The organism is Streptomyces dioscori (genome assembly GCF_003024195.1).
Classification (GTDB): Bacteria; Actinomycetota; Actinomycetes; order Streptomycetales; family Streptomycetaceae; genus Streptomyces; species Streptomyces dioscori.
In genome coordinates, this window is record NZ_KZ679064.1 from 49,305 (window position 1) to 70,890 (window position 21,586).

At 68.6% G+C, this 21,586-nt stretch carries 12 protein-coding genes; 1 reads left to right on the plus strand and 11 read right to left on the minus strand.

The window, feature by feature from the left end:
- Positions 1 to 212: 212 nt before the first annotated feature.
- From C6Y14_RS41720 to ngcE, 5 genes are all read right to left on the minus strand, one after another.
- Positions 213 to 1,319: a substrate-binding domain-containing protein gene (locus tag C6Y14_RS41720; protein WP_107022163.1), complete on the minus strand. Its 1,107-nt coding sequence runs from the start codon at positions 1,317 to 1,319 to the stop codon at positions 213 to 215.
- A gap of 133 nt (positions 1,320 to 1,452) precedes the next feature.
- The gene (locus tag C6Y14_RS41725) at positions 1,453 to 2,652 is read right to left on the minus strand and encodes an ROK family transcriptional regulator (RefSeq protein ID WP_107022164.1); all 1,200 of its coding nucleotides are present in this window, start codon (positions 2,650 to 2,652) and stop codon (positions 1,453 to 1,455) included.
- 194 nt (positions 2,653 to 2,846) lie between these two features.
- Positions 2,847 to 3,764, minus strand: a complete 918-nt coding sequence (locus C6Y14_RS41730; protein ID WP_107022165.1) for a carbohydrate ABC transporter permease — start codon at positions 3,762 to 3,764, stop codon at positions 2,847 to 2,849.
- Between the two features lie 37 nt (positions 3,765 to 3,801).
- On the minus strand, positions 3,802 to 4,731 hold the full coding sequence (locus C6Y14_RS41735; RefSeq protein WP_107022166.1) for a carbohydrate ABC transporter permease: 930 nt from the start codon (positions 4,729 to 4,731) through the stop codon (positions 3,802 to 3,804).
- Positions 4,732 to 4,822: 91 nt separating this feature from the next.
- Positions 4,823 to 6,271 carry an N-acetylglucosamine/diacetylchitobiose ABC transporter substrate-binding protein gene (gene ngcE, locus C6Y14_RS41740; RefSeq protein WP_107022167.1) on the minus strand — a complete coding sequence of 483 codons (1,449 nt, stop codon included), beginning with the start codon at positions 6,269 to 6,271 and terminating at the stop codon, positions 4,823 to 4,825.
- A 695-nt stretch (positions 6,272 to 6,966) separates the two neighbouring features.
- Here ngcE and C6Y14_RS41745 point away from each other — a divergent pair.
- Positions 6,967 to 10,707, plus strand: a complete 3,741-nt coding sequence (locus C6Y14_RS41745; RefSeq protein ID WP_107022182.1) for a GH92 family glycosyl hydrolase — start codon at positions 6,967 to 6,969, stop codon at positions 10,705 to 10,707.
- A 54-nt stretch (positions 10,708 to 10,761) separates the two neighbouring features.
- Here C6Y14_RS41745 and C6Y14_RS41750 read toward each other — a convergent pair whose 3' ends face one another.
- From C6Y14_RS41750 to acnA, 6 genes are all read right to left on the minus strand, one after another.
- A complete protein-coding gene (locus C6Y14_RS41750) occupies positions 10,762 to 12,123 on the minus strand; it encodes a DUF11 domain-containing protein (RefSeq protein WP_225891543.1) in 1,362 nt (453 codons plus the stop codon).
- A 278-nt stretch (positions 12,124 to 12,401) separates the two neighbouring features.
- The gene (locus C6Y14_RS41755) at positions 12,402 to 13,547 is read right to left on the minus strand and encodes a lytic polysaccharide monooxygenase auxiliary activity family 9 protein (RefSeq protein ID WP_107022168.1); all 1,146 of its coding nucleotides are present in this window, start codon (positions 13,545 to 13,547) and stop codon (positions 12,402 to 12,404) included.
- Between the two features lie 276 nt (positions 13,548 to 13,823).
- A complete protein-coding gene (locus C6Y14_RS41760) occupies positions 13,824 to 15,170 on the minus strand; it encodes a DUF3500 domain-containing protein (RefSeq protein ID WP_225891544.1) in 1,347 nt (448 codons plus the stop codon).
- A 547-nt stretch (positions 15,171 to 15,717) separates the two neighbouring features.
- Positions 15,718 to 17,349: a sensor histidine kinase gene (locus C6Y14_RS41765; RefSeq protein WP_107022169.1), complete on the minus strand. Its 1,632-nt coding sequence runs from the start codon at positions 17,347 to 17,349 to the stop codon at positions 15,718 to 15,720.
- A complete protein-coding gene (locus tag C6Y14_RS41770; protein ID WP_107022170.1) occupies positions 17,346 to 18,062 on the minus strand; it encodes a response regulator transcription factor in 717 nt (238 codons plus the stop codon). Before C6Y14_RS41770 ends, C6Y14_RS41765 begins: the two co-directional genes overlap by 4 nt.
- Positions 18,063 to 18,615: 553 nt before the next feature.
- Complete coding sequence (gene acnA / locus C6Y14_RS41775; RefSeq protein ID WP_107022185.1) at positions 18,616 to 21,330, minus strand: aconitate hydratase AcnA; 2,715 nt, start codon at positions 21,328 to 21,330, stop codon at positions 18,616 to 18,618.
- Positions 21,331 to 21,586 lie beyond the last annotated feature (256 nt).

Consider the following 21,586-nt stretch of genomic DNA (forward strand, 5'->3'; position numbering starts at 1 on the left):
CCGCCTGACCCGGCGGGAGGTTGTGCAGAAGAGTTTGGGGGGAGGAAGGGTTCCGTCCGGCGCCCCGCCCTAGCTGCGGGGCTGGTGATTGCGGGGCGCCGGAGGGGCTTCGGGTACGACCGTCCCTCATGGACCGCATTGTCGCGGACCACAAGCCCGTACGGGAATTCAGTGGACCGAATTCCCGTACGCGGTAAGGGACTTGTCATTGCCTACTTCAGGCCGGCCTTGTCACAGGCGGACTTGAACTTGGCGGTGCAGATCTCGTCGAGCGTGTAGATGCCGTCCTTGATGACGGTGTCGTTGATGTTGTCCTTGGTCAGCGAGACGACCGGGACGAGCACCGACGGGACGCCCTTGGTGGTGGGGCTGTCGACCGAGTCCTTGGCGATGGAGTCGAGCTTCTCGCCCTTGGCGAGCGCGACGGCCATCTGCGCGGCGACGTCCGCCTCCTGCGGGTAGGACTTGTAGACGCTCATGAACTGGTCGCCCGAGACGATGCGCTGCACACCCGCGAGCTCGGCGTCCTGGCCGGTGACCGGGGGAAGCTTGGAGACGCCCGCGGCCTTGAGGGCGGTGATGATACCGCCGGCCATGCCGTCGTTGGCGGAGTAGACGCCGACGATCTTGTCCTTGCCGATCGCCGAGATGGCGCCTTCCATGTTCAGGTTGGCGTTCTCCGGCTTCCACTCCTTGGTGTCGTACGACTTGGCGATGTCCACCTTGCCGTCGAGCTGGGAGAGGGCGCCCTTCTTGAAGAGGGCGGCGTTCGGGTCGGTGACCGCGCCGTTCATCATGACGATCTTCGCGGAGGGCTTGGCCTTGTCGCCCAGGGCCTCCAGGAGCGCCTTGCCCTGGACGCGGCCGACCTCTTCGTTGTCGAAGGAGGTGTAGGCGTCGATCGGGCCCTCGGCGAGGCGGTCGTACGCGACGACGGGGATGCCGGCGTCCTTGGCCTTCTTCACGCCGTTGGCGATGGCCTTGGAGTCCACCGCGTCCACGATCAGCACGTCCACCTTGTTGGTGATCATCGTGTCGACCTGCTGGGACTGCGTGGTGGCGTCCTGCTTGGCGTTGGCGTAGACGACCTCGCCCTTGTCGTTCGTGAGCTCCTTGACCTTCTTCTCGATCAAGGGCTTGTCGAACTTCTCGTACCGCGCGGTCTGGTTCTCCGGAAGGAGGAGGCCGACCTTGATGTTGTCGCCCTTGGCGGCGGACTTCGTGGAGTCGCTCTTGTCGCCGGACTCCTCGGCGCTGCCACAGGCAGCCAGCGAGACGGCCATCGCACCAGCGGCAACGGCAAAGGCGGCGCGACGCATACGCGTGTTCACTTCAGAAACCTCCCTGACGAGGCCGCGACGTTGCGGCCGAGGTGGCTGGAAGTCAACTCGGCCGCACGTGCGACGTCAAGAAGTAAATCCTTAACGGAATGGCAACGCTGCCATCCGTTCTCTAAGTGAAGGCAGGTGTTACAGCAGTGAGCGACCCGTCCAAAAGGGTTGAATCGCCCATCTCGCCGAGTGCGAGGGCGAGCGCCCCGAGGACCTCCGCCCGACCGCCAAGTGCCCCTGGCAGAACGGATAGTTGACGTGCCGCACTGGGGATCGCATAGCGGCCGACGGACTCCCTGATGGGTCCCAGAACGAGCTCTCCGGCCTCGGCGAGATCACCGCCGAGCACCACCCGGCTCGGATTGAGCAGGTTGCACAGATTCGCCACTCCACTGCCGATATGTCGGCCGACGTCGGCGATCACCCGACGGCAGCCAGGGTCTCCGTCCCGCGCCAGCCGTACGACACCTTCCATGGTCAGATCCGTGCCGTGGCTGGACTGGAGGAGCGGCAGCACATAGCGCGCCGCCGCGAAGGTCTCCAGGCAGCCGCGGTTCCCGCAGCGGCAGACGGGGCCGGACTCGTCAAGAGTAATATGCCCGATTTCTCCCGCTGTGCCACCCGGGCCGCGGTAGATCTTGCTGTTGATCACGAGTCCGGCGCCTACACCGCTGGCCACCTTGATGTAGGCGAGGTCACGGACGCCCCTGCCGCTCCCCCAGACGAGTTCCCCGAGGGCTCCGAGGTTGGCGTCGTTGTCGACGTGCACGGGGACGCCCAGACGCCCCTGGAGCTCCTCCGCGGGCTTGGTACCGGTCCAGCCCGGCAGGATCGCGGTGGAGCCGAGCGTGCCGGACTCCACGTCGATCGGCCCGGGCACGCCGAGACCCACCCCGGCGACCTTCGAGCGCTCCACGCCGGTGGCCGCGATCAGGCGGTTGACCAGCTGTTCCGCCCGGTCGAAGCCCTGCGCGGCGGAGGCGTCCACATCGAGCGGCTCGGACTCCTCGGCCAGCACCTGGTGGGCGAGGTTGCCGACCGCGACCCGCAGATGCGTATGGCCGAAGTCGACGCCGATGACAATGCCGGCGTCACCGCTCAGACTGACGCTGCGGGCCCTGCGGCCACCTGCCGAGGTGGGGGTGACCTCGACCGTCCCGCCGTCCTTCAGCTCCCGCACGATGTTGGAGACCGTGGCCGCGGACAGGCCCGTCGTCCTCGCGATCTCCGCCTGCGTGAGCGACCCGGCCAGGCGCACCGCGCGTACGACCCGTTCGAGATTGGCTCGGTGCAGCGACGACTGCGACCCCGGAGTCTCCACGACGACCTCCTGCGTACGGGGTCGCCTCGGTGAGACCCCGTCTATGTCCAACTAGTGAACTCTAAGCAGAGCCGTTGGCGTCGACTCCCGTCAAGAGGTTGAGCGAGGAAGGGGCGCGCGGGCGCATGTGACGCGAGGGTGGCCCCGGCTCCATTCCGGGACCACCCTCACAAACCGAACCGATGGGCCGCCCGTTACTTGAGCGCCCCCGCGGTGAGCCCCTGCACGACCTGGCGCTGGAAGACGATGTACGCGGCCAGCACCGGCAGCATCGCCATCACGAGGCCCGCGAACAGCCCGGACCAGTCACCCTTGTACCCCTGGCTGACGGCGAGCTGGACGAGCCCCTGGGTGAGCACCTTGTTCTCCGGCTCGGTGTTGAGCACCGTCGGCAGCATGTACTGGTTCCACTGCCCCAGGAAGTTGAAGATGGTGATGCTGATCAGGCCGGGCTTGGCCATCGGCAGCATCACCTGGAAGAACGTCCTGGTGTGCGAGGCGCCGTCCACGAAGGCCGCCTCCGCCACCGAGGTCGGCAGGGTGCGGAAGAAGGACGTCATGAAGAACACGGTGAACGGCAGCGAGTAGCCGATGTAGACCAGGATCAGTCCGGGCAGCGTGTTCAGCAGCGCGAGGTTCTGCATGACGTAGAACAGCGGGACCAGCGCCAGGATGATCGGGAAGCTCATCCCTCCGATGAAGAGGAAGTAGATGAAGCGGTTCCCGGGGAACTCGAAGCGCGCGAGGACGTAGGCCGCCATGGAGCCCAGCAGCATGGTGCCGAGGAGCGAGAACCCCACCACGATGATCGTGTTGAGGAAGTAGTCGCTCATGTTCGCCTCGGTCCAGGCGCGCGACCAGTTGTCGAAGTGCAGCGAGTCGGGCAGCGCCCAGGGCGAACTGAAGATCTCCTTGTCCGTCTTGAAGGAGGTCATCACCGCCCAGAGCAGCGGCATCACCACCATGATCGCCCAGAGGATCAGGAAGCCGTGCGAGAAGACGTTCAGCGTCCTGCCGGTGGCCTTCTCCTCGGGCGGGGGCGCGGACGCCGCCTTGCTGACGGGCGGCCTCTCGTCGGTGGTGCCGGCGGGAGGCGTGTCGGTCGTCTTCACTCGTGGCCTCCTCGCGGGTCGGTCTGCTCGGTTCGCATCAGTACTCCAGCCGCTCGCGCCGGCCCAGCTTCATGACGACCGCCACGAACAGCAGCGTCACGACGAGCAGGGCGACACCGATCGTCGTCGCGTAGGCGGCCTGGCCGTCGCGGAACGCCTTCTGGTAGACGTACAGCGGCAGGACGGTCGTCGAGTAGTCGGGGCCGCCGCCGTTCGGGCCCACGGTCATGATCTGCACGACCGCGAAGGACTCGGCGCCGAGCGCCAGGATGCCCACGTAGGCCCAGCCGGACTGCACGGTGTCCCAGAGCAACGGCAGGGTGATCTTGAAGAAGGTCGTGATGCGGTTCGCGCCGTCCAGGAGCGCCGCCTCGTAGTAGTCCTTGGGGATGGAGGCCATTCCCGCCGAGAAGAGCACCACGAAGAAACCGACCGTGCACCAGACGAGTACCGCGAAGACGCACCAGAGCGCGAGATCCGGATCGCCCAGCCAGTCGGGCTGGACACTGTCGAGACCGACCGCCTTCAGGGCCGAGTTGATAGCGCCGCTGTTGGGGTTGTAGGCGAACTGGAACAGCAGCGCGACGATCGCGATCGACAGCACCTGCGGAAAGAAGTACACCACCTTGTAGAAGGCGGAACCGCGTACACCGGCGATCGCGGCATTCTTCCGCCGCCGTCCGCCGACATTCAGCATGAAGGCGAAGAACAGCGCCATGGTGAGCGTCACCAGCGGCAGCAGCACGACAAGCATCACGCTGTGCTGCAACGATTTCCAGAAGACCTCGTCGTCCAGCAGTCTCGTGTAATTCTTGAAGCCCACCATCTTGAACTCGGGGCTGAGACCGCTCCAGTCCGTGAACGAGTAGTAGATGGACTGGATGAAGGGCCAGATGACGAACAGGCCGTAAATGGCCAGGGGGGCCGTCAAGAACCCCACGATGAAACGGTATTTACCGTGTTGCATTCCTACCGACCCGATCTTCCCGCGGGGGGTGCCGTCGACGCCGCACAACGAGAGCCGGGGCCCCGGACACCGCCCGGGGCCCCGGCCGCGCTCACTGGTGCTTGTAGTGCTGGATGTTCTCGTCCTTGGCCGCCTCGTCGGCGTAGCCCTGGATCTTCTTGATGGCTTCGACCGGGGTGAGGCGCCCCGCCATCATCTCGCCGAGGCCGCCGACGCCGATCTTCTCCTTCTGGAGCGCCACGTACCAGTCCTGGATACGCGGGTTGACCACGTTGTCGCCGGCCTTCTCCAGGGCCGCCACACCGGCCTTCAGACCCGGCGTCAGCTCGATTCCGTCGGTACCGCCGTTGAAGGCGGTCAGCGACTTGACCGACGAGGTGAAGTTCTTCGACGAGGCCTCGCTGAGCATGATGCGCAGCTGCTCCATGCCGCCGTCGGTGTTCTTGGCCTTGGCGGGCACGATGAAGGGTTCGCCGCCGGAGGCCCAGATGGTGCCGAAGGGCATCTTGTCGGAGCTGTCGATGCCGCTGGGCGCGTTCACCGCCAGGTTGAAGTCCTTCGGCATCGTCTTCGCCGCCTCGTTCTCCACCCAGGAGCCGTTCGGGATGAAGAGCGCCTTGCCCTCGGTCCAGGCGGTCTGGGACTGGATGTGGTCCAGGCCCGGGGTGCCCTTGAGGATGTAGCCCTTCTTGTAGAGCTCGTAGTACGCCTCGAAACAGGTCTTGACGGCCGGGTGCTTCCAGGCGTTCGGCTCCAGGTTGTCGATGGCGTCCAGGACCTCGCGGCCGCCGACCTTGGCGATCATCGGGTAGAGCGAGAAGGGGATGTAGTACGGGTGCTTGCCCGCGTACGTCCAGCCCGCGATGCCCTTCTTCTTCGCCTTGGCGCAGACCGCGAGCATGTCGTCCCAGGTCTCCGGGTACGTGGCGTCGAGGCCGTCCAGCGCCTTCTGCGAGTACCAGACGCCGTAGACCGTGTACGCGTAGTACATGATCCAGACCGGGTCGCCGTCGAACTGGCCCATCTCGACGATGCCGGGGCGCAGGGTGTCCCGGACCTTCTTGGCCGGGTCGTCGAAGGACGGCGCGTCGAGGAGCGGGGTGAGGTCCGAGAGCTGCTTCTTGCCGACGAGGACGCCCATGTCCATCTGCTCGGCGCCCGAGTTGTCGATCAGGTCCGGCGGGGTGCCCTGGTTGAAGCGCGGCTGCAGGACCGACTGGATCTTCTGGGTGGAGGAGAACTTGACCTTCGCCTTGGGGAAGTTCTTCTCGTAGACCGCCTTGGCGTCCTCGGCGTACTGCGTGCCGAAACCGCCGTCGAAGATCACGATCTCCAGCGGCGCGCTCTCGTTGACGGCGAGCGGGTTCGCCTTGGTCTTCTTGCCCTTGTCGACCTTTTCCTCGCTGCCGCTGTCGCCGCTGGCACACGCGGACAGAAAGCCCATCGTGGGTACGGTGATCAGACCGAGCGCGGCGGACCGCTTGATCAGGTCGCGCCGGCCGACACCCTCGCGGTCGTTGCGTGCGGAAGTGGATCCCATGCTCAAGTCCTCGCCTTCATCAGGACTCAGGCGGTGAACCGGACCCTCCCCGGCACCGCGGTTGGTACTGCATTACCCGGGGGAAACCCCCGGTCCCCCGGCAGGAAAAACAGGTCGGACGGACTGCCCGGCGCTTGAGCGAGGGAACATCAGTAGAGCTGGATCGTGCCTGGAATACCGGGAGCCGCAGGAATGCGCGGCACGTCGCTGTTCGCCGCGCCCCCTCGCCTGCCGGCCACTGCCTGCCCGCGGCCGGTCGAACGATCGGGCGGACGCCGACAGGTATAGTCCACTTCCCGCCAACGGAGCAAGATCGAATGCACAGTTGGCCGACACTCTTTCCCGAAGTGAGACCTCGCGGAAATATGAGCTGCCCGCAGGGGTTGTCACACAGCGGGTGATCAGGCAACGATCAGTGCCCGAACAGGAAGCCGACAGGTGGGCCCACGAGGGGGCCGTCGAGTCGGCTGTCGGCATTACCCCCGTACGCCACATCCAACACCCTTGACAGCACTGGCCACTTGACTCCCTACTGGACCTGCGCAGCGATTTTGACAACGTTGTCCAGGCGCACGTGACAGGGAGGGTGCTGGCGCATGCACCACAGATCTCGGCAAGGGTCTCCGTACAGATCCCGGCTCGGAACGAGGCACGGGTGGGGTTCCACAGCGGTTCTCGGAGCGGCCGCCTTCGCACTGGTGGTGGCCTCGCAGGGCGCCGCCGTAGCCCGTCCCGGTGAAGCGGCGGCGGCTGATCGGGAGTTCGCCTCCTCCTTCGAGGCGGGTGAACCCGCACCCGACTGGCTCAACACGGTCGACACCTCGGCGGACGGCACCAAGCGCGCCTCGGGCGTCGACGGCGGTTTCAGCACCGGCATCCCCGGCAATGTGACGGACCACGTCACGGACGTCCGCGCGAGCGCCGAGAACACCGGCGGGGGCGAGGTGAAGGAGAACCTCGCCGATGTCGAGCCCAGCACCAAGTGGCTGACCTTCGCGCCCACCGGCTGGGTGGAGTTCGAGCTGGACGCCCCCGTCAAGCTGCTGTCGTACGCGCTCACGTCGGCCAACGACCACGACGAGCGCGACCCCGTCGACTGGACCTTCCAGGGCTCCACGGACGGCAAGGACTGGAAGACCCTCGACACCCGGACCGGCGAGTCCTTCGGCGAGCGGTTCCAGACGAAGACGTACAAACTCGGTGAACCGGCCGAGTACGCGCACTTCCGGCTCGACATCACCAAGAACAAGGGTGCCTCCGACGCCCTGCAGCTCGCCGACGTCCAGTTCTCGACGGGCGACGAGGAGGACCCGACCCCCAAGGACATGCTGTCCCTCGTGGACCGCGGTCCGAGCGGCTCCCCGACGGCCAAGGCGGGCGCGGGCTTCACCGGCAAGAAGGCGCTGCGGTACGCGGGCACCCACAAGGCGGACGGCCGCGCCTACTCGTACAACAAGGTCTTCGACGTGAACGTGGCCGTCGGCCGCGACACCGAGCTGGCGTACCGGATCTTCCCGTCGATGGCGGACGGCGACCGGGACTACGACGCCACGAACGTGTCGGTCGACCTCGCCTTCACCGACGGCACCTACCTCAGTGACCTGCGCGCCCAGGACCAGCACGGGTTCGCGCTGACACCGCAGGGCCAGGGCGCCTCGAAGGTGCTGTACGTCAACCAGTGGAACAACGTCACCTCGCGGATCGGCTCGGTCGCGGCCGGCCGGACCGTCGACCGCGTCCTTCTCGCGTACGACTCGCCGAAGGGGCCCGCCAAGTTCCGCGGCTGGCTGGACGACGTGAAGCTGAGCGTCAAGAAGCCCGAGAAGCCCAAGGCGCACCTCTCGGACTACGCGTCGACCGTCCGCGGCACCAACTCCAGCGGCGGCTTCTCTCGCGGCAACAACTTCCCGGCCACGGCCGTGCCGCACGGCTTCAACTTCTGGACCCCGGTGACGAACGCGGGTTCGCTGAGCTGGCTGTACGACTACGCGCGCTCCAACAACGCGGACAACCTGCCCACCGTCCAGGCGTTCAGCGCGAGCCATGAGCCGAGCCCCTGGATGGGCGACCGGCAGACCTTCCAGGTGATGCCGTCGGCCGCGTCCGGCACCCCGGAGACGGGCCGCACCGCCCGTGCGCTGCCCTTCAGGCACGAGAACGAGACGGCACGCCCGCACTACTACGGCGTGACCTTCGAGAACGGCCTGAAGACGGAGATCACGCCGACGGACCACGCGGCGTCCATGCGGTTCACCTTCCCCGGTGACGACGCGAACGTCCTCTTCGACAACGTCACCGACCAGGCGGGCCTGACCCTCGACAAGGAGAGCGGCACCTTCACCGGCTACTCGGACGTGAAGTCCGGTCTGTCGACGGGCGCCACCCGCCTCTTCGTGTACGGGACCTTCGACGCGCCCGTGAAGGAGGGCAGCTCCGCGGGGGTCAAGGGCTATCTCAAGTTCGAGGCCGGCGACGACCGCACGGTCACCCTGCGCATCGCGACCTCGCTCATCAGCATCGACCAGGCCAAGGACAACCTCCGCCAGGAGATCCCGGACGGCACGTCCTTCGACAAGGTCAAGTCGCGCGCCCAGCAGGCGTGGGACCGGATCCTGGGCAAGGTCGAGGTCGAGGGCGCGACCCCCGACCAGCTGACGACGCTGTACTCCAGCCTCTACCGGCTGTACCTGTACCCGAACTCCGGCTTCGAGAAGGTCGGCGGCAAGTACCAGTACGCCTCACCGTTCTCGGCGATGCCCGGCCCGGACACCCCGACGCACACCGGCGCCAAGATCGTCGACGGCAAGGTGTACGTCAACAACGGCTTCTGGGACACCTACCGGACGACGTGGCCCGCCTACTCGCTCCTGACGCCCGGCCAGGCCGGTGAGATGGTCGACGGCTTCGTACAGCAGTACAAGGACGGCGGCTGGACCTCGCGCTGGTCCTCGCCCGGCTACGCGGACCTGATGACCGGCACGTCCTCCGACGTGGCGTTCGCCGACGCGTACGTCAAGGGCGTCGACTTCGACGCGGAGTCGGCGTACGACGCGGCCGTGAAGAACGCGACCGTCGTGCCGCCCTCCTCGGGTGTGGGCCGCAAGGGCATGACCACCTCGCCCTTCCTCGGCTACACGAGCACCGACACCCACGAGGGTCTGTCGTGGGCGCTGGAGGGCTACCTCAACGACTACGGCATCTCGAAGATGGGCGAGGCGCTCTACAAGGAGACCGGCAAGAAGAAGTACAAGGAGGAGTCCGCGTACTTCCTCAACCGCGCCCAGGACTACGTCAACCTCTTCGACTCGAAGGCCGGCTTCTTCCAGGGCAAGGACGCCAAGGGCGACTGGCGGGTGGACTCCGAGAAGTACGACCCGCGCGTGTGGGGCTACGACTACACGGAGACCAACGGCTGGGGCTACGCCTTCACCGCGCCGCAGGACTCACGCGGGCTGGCCAACCTCTACGGCGGCCGGTCGGGCCTCGCGGAGAAGCTGGACACCTACTTCGGCACCCCGGAGACCGCCGGGCCCGAGTTCGTCGGCTCGTACGGGGGCGTCATCCACGAGATGACCGAGGCCCGCGACGTCCGCATGGGCATGTACGGGCACTCCAACCAGGTGGCCCACCACGTCAACTACATGTACGACGCGGCCGGCCAGCCCTGGAAGACCCAGAAGAACGTGCGTGAGGTCCTCTCGCGGCTCTACACGGGCAGCGAGATCGGCCAGGGCTACCACGGCGACGAGGACAACGGCGAGCAGTCGGCCTGGTACCTCTTCTCCTCGCTCGGCTTCTACCCGCTGGTCATGGGCAGCGGCGAGTACGCCGTCGGGTCGCCCCTGTTCAAGAAGGCGACCGTGCACCTGGAGAACGGCCGCGACCTCGTCGTGAAGGCCCCGAAGAACAGCGCGAAGAACGTCTACGTGCAGGGTCTGAAGGTCAACGGCAAGAAGTGGACGTCGACCTCGCTGCCGCACTCGGTGCTCTCGCGCGGCGCGGTGGTCGAGTTCGACATGGGGTCGAAGCCGTCCTCGTGGGGCACCGGCGAGAACGCGGCGCCCGTGTCGATCACGCAGGACGACAAGGCGCCGGCTCCCCGCACCGACGCCGTCGAGGGCGAGGGCCCGCTGTTCGACAACACGTCGAACACGAACGCCACCGTCACGTCCGCCGACCTGCCGACCGCCGACCCGGTCAAGGCCGTGCAGTACACGCTGACGTCGGCCGACGGGGCCAAGGCCCCCAAGGGGTGGGTCCTGCAGGGCTCGTCCGACGGGAGCAAGTGGAAGGACCTCGACAAGCGTTCCGGGCAGTCCTTCGCCTGGGACAAGCAGACGCGGGCCTTCTCGGTCGCGGCGCCCGGCACGTACACGAAGTACCGCCTGGTCCTCGACGGTGAGGCAACGCTGGCGGAGGTCGAACTGCTCGGCTGAGGCCGGCACATGACCCACTGAGGAACACACTGAGGAACACGCGCGCGGCACCGGTTACGGCAGGACGGTAACCGGTGCCGTGTCGTTGGCGGGGTCGGGGTCGCGGCGATCGGTGTCGGGAGTGTCGATCACCCGTACGCTGCCCTCGCCCGGTCCGTCGAGACGGAAGGTGAAGTCGAAGGTGCTCGACCTGCCCGGCGCGAGACTGCCCGGCAGCGGGCAGGAGTACGTGCCCTTCTCCAGCTCGCAGGAGGGCTGGTACACGTCCTCGTCGATGGCCTCCTCGGGCTGCTCGACCACGGTCGCGCCCGGTGGCGGGGTGAACAGCAGCCGGGTGGTGCCGGGGTCGGCGGGCCCGTTGTTGCGGACCTTCAGGTGCGCGGTGTGCTCGGAGCGCTCGCTGTTCAGCTCGACACCGACCTCGAAGTCGGCGTAGGTGTCCACCCGCACCGCGCTGTCCACGTCGCCGCCCGCGAAGGTTCCCTTCAGATCGGCGCCCCTGGCGGTCCCCGCCGTCAGCCGCGGGCCGTCGCCGGGCTCGCCGCCCTCGGGTACGGTGCTGTCCTTCGCGGGGCCCATGTCCAAAGCCCATGCCTGCCGGCCGAAGGACGTGCGCATCTGCGTGCCGGCCACCTCCAGCCGCGGGACCGGGTCGAGGGTGACCGCCTCCCCGGGCGGTATGCGCAGGTCGGGGAACTCGCACACCGCGAGGGAGGGACGCGACCCCGAATAACGGCAGTTGCGGTACAGGCTCGTGAAACCCAGGCCCTCGGCGACGGCGAGTTCCAGGCCGACCCCCCGCACGGGCACCTCCCCGGCGTTGCGGACCACCAGCGGCGTGCTGAGGACGGAGCCGGGTGCGACGTCCTCGAACACCTTCGTCGTACGCACCTGCACGACGGGCTCGCCGACGACGACCCGGGTGCGGGCGGTGAGCGTCTTCCCCTTCGGAGTGGTGAACCGGAACCGGACCTTCGCGCTGTCGCCGGGCCGGCCGTCCGGGGCCGCGTACGGATAGACGCGGTCCAGGTCGGACCAGCTGTCGTACGCACCGCTCACCTTGCAGACGACCCGGGTGTCGGTCCCGGAGCACCTGGGGTTCTTCTTGCGGATCTTCGAGGTCTTGAGCCGTACGGTCCGGCCGGACCCGGTGACGTCCACGATGAGCCGGTGGTCCTGCGCCTCGTAACCGCTCCTGGACGTCACGTCCTCGGCCCGGACATGGAAGGGCACCTTCCTCTCGGGCCCGGAGTCGTCGCCGTGCGGCCGGAGGTAGAACAGGTCCGGCACCTCGATCGACGACTTCTTCCCGGTGTCCACGACACTGCCGCAGCCGGTCAGTCCGCCCAGCGACAGCAGCAGCACCAGCGCCAGGCAGACGGCAGCCGGGCGCCGTACCGTGTCCCGCTCGTTCATGAGCCCTCCCGCGGGAGACCGTACCAACCCGCACCAACCTCAGAAGTGGCTCAAGATTCCAACTGCGTTGGCTGCGGGCTCCGTTGGGGAGGTAGAGTCGTTTTCGGACCACCGGACAACGTTGTCTTGCCCGTGGTCCGCACGACCTCCTCCCCTCCGGCCAGGCACTCCCCCGACCTGCCCGGCTCGCGGACCCGGTGGATTACGGCCACCGGGTCCGCCCAGAGCAGCCCGGGAGTGTCCCGCCCCGGAGCCGATGGGGCCGGTCCCGGACCGCCTCAGCCCGGCCGGCACGGCAGGGCGGTCGCCGTATCACCTCCGGAGCCCTTGACGACGTACCCGAACGTGGTGCTCTCGCCGGGATCGAGCGACCCGTTCCAGCCCGCGTTGTGGACCATCACGTTCTGACCGCTGTACGTGGCGTTGCCGCTCCAGAGACTGTCGACGGACTGTCCCGTCGGCAGGGACCAGTCGACCATCCAGCCGAGCAGCGGCACGTCACCGGAGTTGGTGACGGTCACCTCTGACTGGTAGCCGCCCGACCAACTGCCCGTCGTACGGCGGGTGGCGGAGCAGGCGCCGGCCGGGGGCTCGGTCGGGTTGCCCGGGTCGTGGATACCCGTCACCTCTCCGTTGCCGCCGTCGAAGACGATGTCGGAGCAGGAGTAGAAGGTCTCCGCGCTGTCCGAGCGCTGCCAGACCATGTAGATGAGGTGGCGGCCCGACTTGCCCGCCGGAAGCTGCCCGGACCAGGAGTAGTTGGCCTCGACCGTGCCCGGGGAACCGTTGAGCGGCGGGTGGTCGACACTCAGGAACGGCTGCGCCTCGATGTCGTTCCAGGTGAGCGCCTTGGTCGGGTCGTAGCCGTCCTTGGTGAGGTAGACGTAGAACCAACCCGGGTGCGCGGCCCAGGCGTTGTAGGAGAAGTCGACGGTCGCGCCCGAGGTGAGGTGGGTGAGCGGCCAGTCGGCACTCGGGGTGTTGAAGCCGGTGAAGTTGGTGTTGCCGCCGCTGCACAGTTCGCCGTCGGGCACGAAGCCGCGGGTGCGGCCGGCTCCGTCGGAGCGCAGCACCGAGAACCAGTTGTAGAACGGCGTCGTGCCACTGACCTGCTGGGCCGACTTGCAGGCGGGGTTGACCGGCTTGATCTCACCGGTGTCCGTGAGCCCGTCCTGCCAGCACAGGAAGGTGCGGCTGGCGGGCTTCATCGGGGTGCCGTGGGCCTCGGCCTCGCCGCCCGCCGAGACGACCAGACCGAGGGCCGGGACCGTGACGACCAGGGCCAGCAGGATGAGGAGGAAGGCTCGGCCGCGGGCGGGGAGGGGGAAGCCGCGGAGCGCGGAGCCACGGAGCGGTGAGCGGCGTGGGGGGTGCCGCGGTGGTGGGGTCGGAGGTGGCGGGGCCGGATCTGTTGTCAGGCTCATGACAGTATCGTCCATCCCTTCGTTCACAGGCCGTGTGAGGTGCGGGTGGTGTACGTGCGGGATGTGTGGGGTGGGAGCGGTCCGGGTCCGGGGCGGGTTCCGGTCCGCCCAGGGTGGGAGCGCTCCCACCCCACGTGCTGTCGAAGCTAGCGCGGCGCGATGCACATGTAAACGGCTGACGCGTGAGGGCCGCACCCGGACGGGTGCGGCCCTCACGATGACGGATGACTGTCGGACGCCCGGGGGACGTTGGGGACGTTGGGGGCGTTGGGGCCCTCAGCGGTGGTGGGGGGACGTCAGGTAGTGCTGTCGCAGGAGCTCCTTCCCGTAGTCGTTGCCGTTCGGGGTGCGGATGACCGAGTGCACGTGCATCTGAGTGGCGCCGCTGCCCTGCGAGGCGCCGTACGCGCCCGCGAGGGGGCCGGGGGCCTGGCAGTCGACCTCGACCCAGACGACCGGGCTGTGCACCCGCACGTAGAAGGCCGAGTCGTCCGCGATGCCACCCGCCCAGGTGACGTAGGTGTCGTTCACGTGGGCCCGGACCTCCGACAGCCGGGCCTCGGCGACATCGGCCTTGGCGCGGCCCGTGAAGGCCTCCACGATGCCGAGGAGCTTGAGCTTCTGGGCGGCGGTGAGGGCCGTGCCGCGGATGCCGGTGTACTCCTGGACGGCGTTGTCGGCGAAGGCGCCCGCCTTCATGGACTCGTTCGACTTGGTGGACGACTCGATCGCGACCGTCCGCTGGGCCGCGGTGAGGGAGTTGATGAAAGCGAGGCTCGCCTTCACCTCCTCCTTGCACACGGAGACGGTCGTGCCGTCGATCTCGATCTCGGTCGGCTCCGAACCCCAGAAGCAGGGGCTCATGACGACCTGGCCGCCGAGCACGAAGTAGTTGATGACCAGGTGGTGGCCGTCGAACTGGAAGCCCCAGGGCTCGGTGGCGGACGGCGTGCCCATCACCGTGTAGTAGAAGGCCTCCTCGTTGAAGGCGTCCGTCTTGTCGATCGCCTCCCCCGCGGCCTGGTTGATCCTGCGGATCTTCTCCGTGGTCTCCAGCCCTTCGGCGCTGAGCGCCGACTTCAGCAGGGCCTTGCCGAGGGCCTGCTGCTCGGCGGAGAGGTCGGCGATCGAGACGCCCTGACGGTCGTAGGCGTCGACGTTGCTCCACAGCCGCCACTCGGTGGAGTGGACGGTGAACTGGGTCGACGACTTCTGCGTGGCGCTCAGCCCGGCCAGGAAGGCGTTGGCCGCGGCGATCACCGGGGCGGTCGTGACGCCCTCGGAGTGGACCGTGAAGAGGTCGTCGATCTTCCTGCCATCGGTGGTCAGGCCGAGGAAGTCCTCGGTGATGGACTGATTACCGGGACCTCCGGCTCCGCCGGGGCCGCCGGTGGGGGCGCCGCTCGGAGCGGCCGACGCGGTCGTGTCGGTCTCGTCGGCGGCGAGGGCGACCCAGGCGCCGGCGCCGCCCATCGTGCCGACGGCGGTGGCGCCGCTGGCGAAGAAGACCTTGCGCATGAAGTTGCGTCGGCTCGCGTGGGCCTGACGGCCCGTCTGCGGCGCGTGCGCCGCGGGCTCCTCGGTGCCGAACTCGGTCATCGCGACCGGTGCGTTCTCCGCCACGGGTCAACCCCTCTCCATCGCGGGCCGATCCCTGACGGACGGCCACGTGGGACGACTGTGGGGCGACAACCTGAGTCTCAGCTGAAGCGGGGCGGGTGGATGGGGGTGTTAGGTCGGGTGCGGGTGCGTCGTGGCTGGCCACGCAGTTCCCCGCGCCCCTGAAGGGCGAAAAGACAGCGCAGTTCCCCGCGCGGCAGAGGCCAAAGGCCGGGGCGCAGCCCCGCCTTTCAGGGGCGCGGGGAACTGCGCGGCCAACCCCCACGCACCCGCACAGGACCTCCAGCCCGCAGGCTGGGGCGCAGCCCCGGCTCTTGGGGGCGCGGGGAACTGCGCGGCCAGCCACGACGCGACCCGCACAGAACTCCAGCCCCCGGGGCCGGGGCGCAGCCCTGCCTTTGAGGGGCGCGGGGAACTGCGCGGCCAGCCACCGCGTGCCCGCGCTGGGGTTCCGGCCTGCGGGCCTCGCCCCCGCCCTGTGTGGGCCGACAGCGCCGTCCTCCCCAGGGGCAGACTCCCCGTATCCGGATCGAGGGGTCGTGCTCGGTGGTCAGCGTGGGTCGGGCGTGCGGGGTCCGAGAGCCAGGCCGGGGCGCGGAGCGACCGTGCCCGGCGCCGCCGAAGGTGTCGCTGAAGGACTCGCCGAGGGTGCCTCCAGGCGCACGTGCGACGGCGGCAGCGTGAGCGTGAACTCCGTACGGCCGGCTTCGCTGTCCACAGCGATGCGGCCGCCGTGTGCCGCCGCGATGGCCGCGACGATGGCGAGGCCGAGCCCGGAGCCGCCGTCGGCGGGGCCACCGCGGGAACGGGAGACGTCTCCCCGCGTGAAGCGCTCGAAGACCGCGGGCAGCAGATGCGGCGGAATCCCGGGCCCGTCGTCGCGGACGCGGATCACGCAGTTCGCCTCCGTGGCCTCCACCGAGGTGACGACCGTCGTACCCGCGGCCGTGTGCACGCGCGCGTTGGCCAACAGGTTGGCCACCACCTGGTGGAGGCGGGCCTCGTCGCCGAGGACGAGCGCGGGGGTGTCGAGGAGCAGCGCCAGTTGCCAGTCGTGGCCTTCGCCCGCCGCCCGCGCGTCCCACACCGCTTCGGCGACCAGCGCGGCGAGGTCGACCTCGGCCGACTGGAGCGGGCGCCCCTCGTCGAGCCGGGCGAGCAGCAGCAGGTCCTCGACGAGGCCCGTCATGCGTGCCGACTCGGCGGAGACCCGTCGCCAGGCCAGCGTGGGCTCGATGCGCTGGGTGCCGCGGTTCATGAGCTCCGCGTATCCGGCGATGGACGCGAGCGGCGTACGGAGTTCATGGCTGGCGTCCGCGAGGAAGCGGCGCATGCGTTCCTCGCTGCGCTGGCGTTCGGCGAGGGAGGACTCCACATGGTCGATCATGCGGTTGAGTGCGGCGCCGACCTGTCCGGCCTCGCTGCCGGGGTAGGTGTCCCGTTCGCGTACCCGGGTGAGGCCGGTGACCGCGCCCCGGCCCAGCGGAACCCGCGAGACCTCGACGGCGGTGGCGGCCACCCTGCCCAGCGGCCGCAGCTGACGGCGTATCACCACGGCGCACACCACGCCCGCGGCGGCGAGGCCGAGTCCTCCCGCCACGGCCTCGATCAGGACCAGACCGCCGATCATGTCCTGTACGTCGTCCATCGGGAGCCCGGTGAGTACGGGGACGCCGTCGCCGGCGATGGCGGTCACCCGGTAGGTGCCGAGGCCGGGAACGGTACGGGTGTGCAGGGAGCCGTCGGTGGTGATGCCGGCCAGGGCGGCACGCTGGGCGGCGGTGAGGGTCCGCTGCGTACCGTCGTCCGTGACCACCTGGGCCGCGATGACCTGCCCGACCCCATCGGCATCGGTATCGGTATCGGTATCGGTATCGGTATCGGTATCGGCGGCGGTATCGACATCGGTGTCCGTGCCGAAGCGGGCGGCGAGTGTGCCGACCGCCTGTCCGCGTTCGTTGAGGAAACCGAGGTCCGTGTTGTCGCCCGTGCGGCGCTGCAGTCCGCCCTGGCTGCGCTCGGCGGCGTCGGTGACGCGCTGGTCGAGGTTGCCCATCAGGTAGGCGCGCTGGGCGAGGACGGTGATGAACGCCATCGCCGCGCAGACGACGACCAGGATGACGCCGATGAAGAGCAGGAGGCGGGTGCGCAGGGAGCGCCGCTCCGGCAGGCGCGGCCTCATCTGCCGTATCCCGGCGGTCTGATGGCGTACCCGACGCCCCGGACGGTGTGGATCATCGGCGCCCGCCCCCTGTCGATCTTGCGGCGGAGGCTGGAGATGTAGACCTCGACGAGGTTCCCTCCGCCGTCGAAACAGCTGCTCCACACATGGCCGAGGATCTGCGTCTTGCTCAGCACCTGGCGCGGGTGGCTCAGCAGCAGGCCGAGCAGGTCGAACTCCTTGGCGGTGAGCTGGATCCGCGTACCGTCGCGATGCACCTCGCGGGTCTCCTCGGTCAGCACCAGGTCCCCGAGGGCCAGCACCGGTCCGCCGGGGCCGGCGTTCTCGGCGCCCGAGCGCCGCAGCAGTCCGCGCAGCCGCAGTACGACCTCCTCCAGGGAGAAGGGCTTCGTCACGTAGTCGTCGGCGCCGGAGGCGAGGCCGTCGATGCGGTGTTCCAGCGCGTCGCGCGCGGTGAGCATCAGGACGGGCAGCCTCGGGTTCTCCTGGCGCAGTCGGCGCAGGACCTGGATGCCGTCCAGGTCGGGGAGCATTCCGTCGAGGACGACGGCGTGCGGGGCGCGGGCGCGGGCCGCGCGCAGTGCGGAGTGTCCGTCCGGCGCGGGGTAGGGCCGCCAGCCTGCCTCCGTGACGGCTGCGGAGAGCAGGTCGGTGAGACCTGGTTCGTCGTCGACGATCAGCACGCGTACGGGTTCGCTTCGGGTGCCAGACATGTGGTGATGCTGTCCCATTCGGCTGGGAGAGCCCTGTGCACGACCTGAGCACCGGCCGTGCGTCCACGCGTCCGCTGCCGCCTCTGCAAAAGTGCGGGCCCACTGTGGCCGGCCGCGCCGTTCCCCGCGCCCCTTGAAGGCGCGGGCCCACTGTGGCCGGCCACGCAGTTCCCCGCGCCCCTCAGGGGCGAAAGATTGCGCCGTTCCCCGCGCCCCTTAAAGACGAAAGACTGCGCCGTTCCCCGCGCCCCCGAGGGGGCGTAGGACTGCGCCGTTCCCCGGGCCCCCGGCGGGGCGAAGGCGCAGCCGAGCCCTCAGGGGCGCGGGGAACGGCGCAATCTTTGAGCCGCGCGGGGAACGGCGCAGCCCTTCAGGGGCGCGGGGAACTGCGCAATCTTTGAGCCGCGCGGGGAACGGCGCCACCCTTCAGGGGCGCGGGGAACGGCGCAGTCTTTTGGGGTGCGGGGAGAGCGAAGGGCCGCACCCCCGACCTGCGGGAGTGCGGCCCTCGAATGCCGTACCGGCTGTCGTACCGACTGCCGTACCGGAGCGCCTACTTGGCGATCAGGCTGCGCAGCACGTACTGCAGGATGCCGCCGTTGCGGTAGTAGTCGGCCTCACCGGGCGTATCGATGCGGACGACCGCGTCGAACTCCACACCGGTGTCGGTGGTGACCTTGACCGTACGGGGGGTGGTGCCCTCGTTCAGCTCGGTGATGCCGGTGAAGGAGAAGGCCTCCTCGCCGGTCAGACCGAGGGACTCGGCGGTCTGGCCCTCCGGGTACTGCAGCGGGATGACACCCATGCCGATGAGGTTCGAGCGGTGGATGCGCTCGTACGACTCGGCGATGACGGCCTTGACGCCGAGGAGCGCGGTGCCCTTGGCGGCCCAGTCGCGGGACGAGCCGGAGCCGTACTCCTTGCCGGCCAGGATGGCCAGCGGGGTGCCCTGCTCGATGTAGTTGCGCGAGGCGTCGTAGATGAAGGAGACGGGGCCGTCCGCCTGGGTGAAGTCGCGGGTGTAGCCGCCCTCGGTGCCCGGCGCGATCTGGTTGCGCAGGCGGATGTTGGCGAACGTGCCGCGGATCATGACCTCGTGGTTGCCGCGGCGCGAGCCGTAGCTGTTGAAGTCACGACGCTCCACACCGTGCTCGGTGAGGTACTTGCCGGCCGGGGTGTCGGCCTTGATGGCGCCGGCGGGCGAGATGTGGTCCGTCGTCACCGAGTCGCCCAGCTTGGCGAGTACGCGCGCGCCGGTGATGTCGGAGACCGGGGTGGTCTCCATCGTCATGCCCTCGAAGTACGGGGGCTTGCGCACGTAGGTGGACTGCGCGTCCCATTCGAAGGTGTTGCCGGTGGGGATGGAGAGCGCCTGCCACTGGGCGTCGCCCGCGAAGACGTCCTGGTAGGACTTGTTGAACATGTCCTCGCCGATGGTGTTCGCCACCACGTCGTTGACCTCGGCCTCGGTGGGCCAGATGTCTTCGAGGAAGACCGGCTTGCCGTCCTGGTCGGTGCCGAGCGCGTCCTTGGTGATGTCCACCTTCATGGAGCCCGCGATGGCGTACGCGACGACCAGCGGCGGGGAGGCCAGGTAGTTCATCTTGACGTCGGGGTTGATCCGGCCCTCGAAGTTGCGGTTGCCGGAGAGGACCGAGGTGACCGCGAGGTCGTGCTCGTTGACGGCCTTGGAGACCTCCTCCGGCAGCGGGCCGGAGTTGCCGATGCAGGTGGTGCAGCCGTAGCCGACGAGGTTGAAGCCGATCTTGTCGAGGTAGGGGGTGAGCCCCGCCTTGTCGAAGTAGTCGGTGACGACCTTGGAGCCGGGCGCGAGGGTGGTCTTGACCCACGGCTTGCGGGTCAGGCCCTTCTCCACGGCCTTCTTCGCGACGAGCGCGGCGGCGACCATGACGTACGGGTTCGAGGTGTTGGTGCAGGAGGTGATCGCGGCGACGGTGACGGCGCCGTGGTCGATCTCGTACGTCGAGCCGTCCGCGGCCGTGACCGTGGTCGGGCGGGACGGTACGCCGTTGCTGCTGGCCGGGGCGTCGGAGGCCGGGAAGGACTCCTTGCCCGCCTCGTCGTCGTCCTCGACGTAGTTGCGGACGTCCTGCGCGAACTTCTGCGAGGCGTTGGCGAGGACGATGCGGTCCTGCGGGCGCTTCGGGCCGGCGATCGACGGGACGACCGACGCGAGGTCCAGCTCCAGCTTTTCGGAGAAGTCGGGCTCGGCGGCCGGGTCGAGCCAGAGGCCCTGCTCCTTGGCGTACGCCTCGACGAGCGCGACCTGCTGCTCGTCACGGCCGGTCAGGCGCAGGTACTTCAGGGTCTCGTCGTCGATCGGGAAGATCGCGGCGGTGGAGCCGAACTCCGGCGACATGTTGCCGATGGTGGCGCGGTTGGCGAGGCTCGTGGCCGCCACACCCTCGCCGTAGAACTCGACGAACTTGCCGACGACACCGTGCTTGCGCAGCATCTCGGTGATCGTGAGCACGAGGTCCGTGGCGGTGGTGCCGGGCGTGAGCTCACCGGTGAGCTTGAAGCCGACGACGCGCGGGATGAGCATGGAGACCGGCTGGCCGAGCATCGCGGCCTCGGCCTCGATGCCGCCGACGCCCCAGCCGAGCACACCGAGGCCGTTGACCATGGTGGTGTGGGAGTCGGTGCCGACCAGCGTGTCGGGGTAGGCCTGGCCCTTGCGGACCATGACCGTACGCGCCAGGTGCTCGATGTTGACCTGGTGGACGATGCCGGTGCCGGGCGGGACGACCTTGAACTCGTCGAAGGCGGTCTGGCCCCAGCGCAGGAACTGGTAGCGCTCCTTGTTGCGGCCGTACTCCAGCTCGACGTTCTGGGCGAACGCGTCGTGCGTGCCGAACTTGTCGGCGATGACGGAGTGGTCGATGACCAGCTCGGCCGGGGCCAGCGGGTTGATCTTCGCCGGGTCGCCGCCGAGCTCCTTCACGGCCTCGCGCATGGTGGCGAGGTCCACGACGCAGGGCACGCCGGTGAAGTCCTGCATGATCACGCGGGCCGGCGTGAACTGGATCTCCTGGCTGGGCTGGGCCTGCGAGTCCCACCCGCCGAGAGCACGGATGTGGTCGGCGGTGATGTTCGCGCCGTCCTCGGTACGGAGCAGGTTCTCCAGCAGGACCTTGAGGCTGTACGGAAGGCGGGCCGAGCCTTCCACCTTGTCCAGCCGGAAGATCTCGTAGGACTCGTCGCCCACGCTGAGCGTGCTACGGGCGTCGAAGCTGTTCGCCGACACGACAGTCTCCTTCATTCATGTGCGCGTACCACCGCATCCTGCCGCCACGCCCTCTTGGCCGATCCGCTAAGGTCAGGCTAAGTTAGGTAACCCTTACCGGTCCCGGGCGGCTGCGGCACGCCTCGGCAGATATCTCGATGTCGAGATAACTCTAGTACATGACCGCGGGACGGTCATGCCCGGAGTGCGTGTACCCCGTCTCGGCGGACCTGAGGCAGTCGCGTTCCCGCCTTCGCCCACGGCCGCCGGACCGCAC

What these genes read in the sequence shown, in the direction of transcription:
- C6Y14_RS41755 (WP_107022168.1), bottom strand. Translation starts at nt 13,547, where the DNA reads ATGAGCCTGACAACAGATCCGGCCCCGCCACCTCCGACCCCACCACCG.
- C6Y14_RS41720 (WP_107022163.1), bottom strand. Translation starts at nt 1,319, where the DNA reads ATGCGTCGCGCCGCCTTTGCCGTTGCCGCTGGTGCGATGGCCGTCTCG.
- C6Y14_RS41765 (WP_107022169.1), bottom strand. Translation starts at nt 17,349, where the DNA reads ATGAGGCCGCGCCTGCCGGAGCGGCGCTCCCTGCGCACCCGCCTCCTG.
- C6Y14_RS41735 (WP_107022166.1), bottom strand. Translation starts at nt 4,731, where the DNA reads ATGCAACACGGTAAATACCGTTTCATCGTGGGGTTCTTGACGGCCCCC.
- ngcE (WP_107022167.1), bottom strand. Translation starts at nt 6,271, where the DNA reads ATGGGATCCACTTCCGCACGCAACGACCGCGAGGGTGTCGGCCGGCGC.
- C6Y14_RS41770 (WP_107022170.1), bottom strand. Translation starts at nt 18,062, where the DNA reads ATGTCTGGCACCCGAAGCGAACCCGTACGCGTGCTGATCGTCGACGAC.
- C6Y14_RS41750 (WP_225891543.1), bottom strand. Translation starts at nt 12,123, where the DNA reads ATGAACGAGCGGGACACGGTACGGCGCCCGGCTGCCGTCTGCCTGGCG.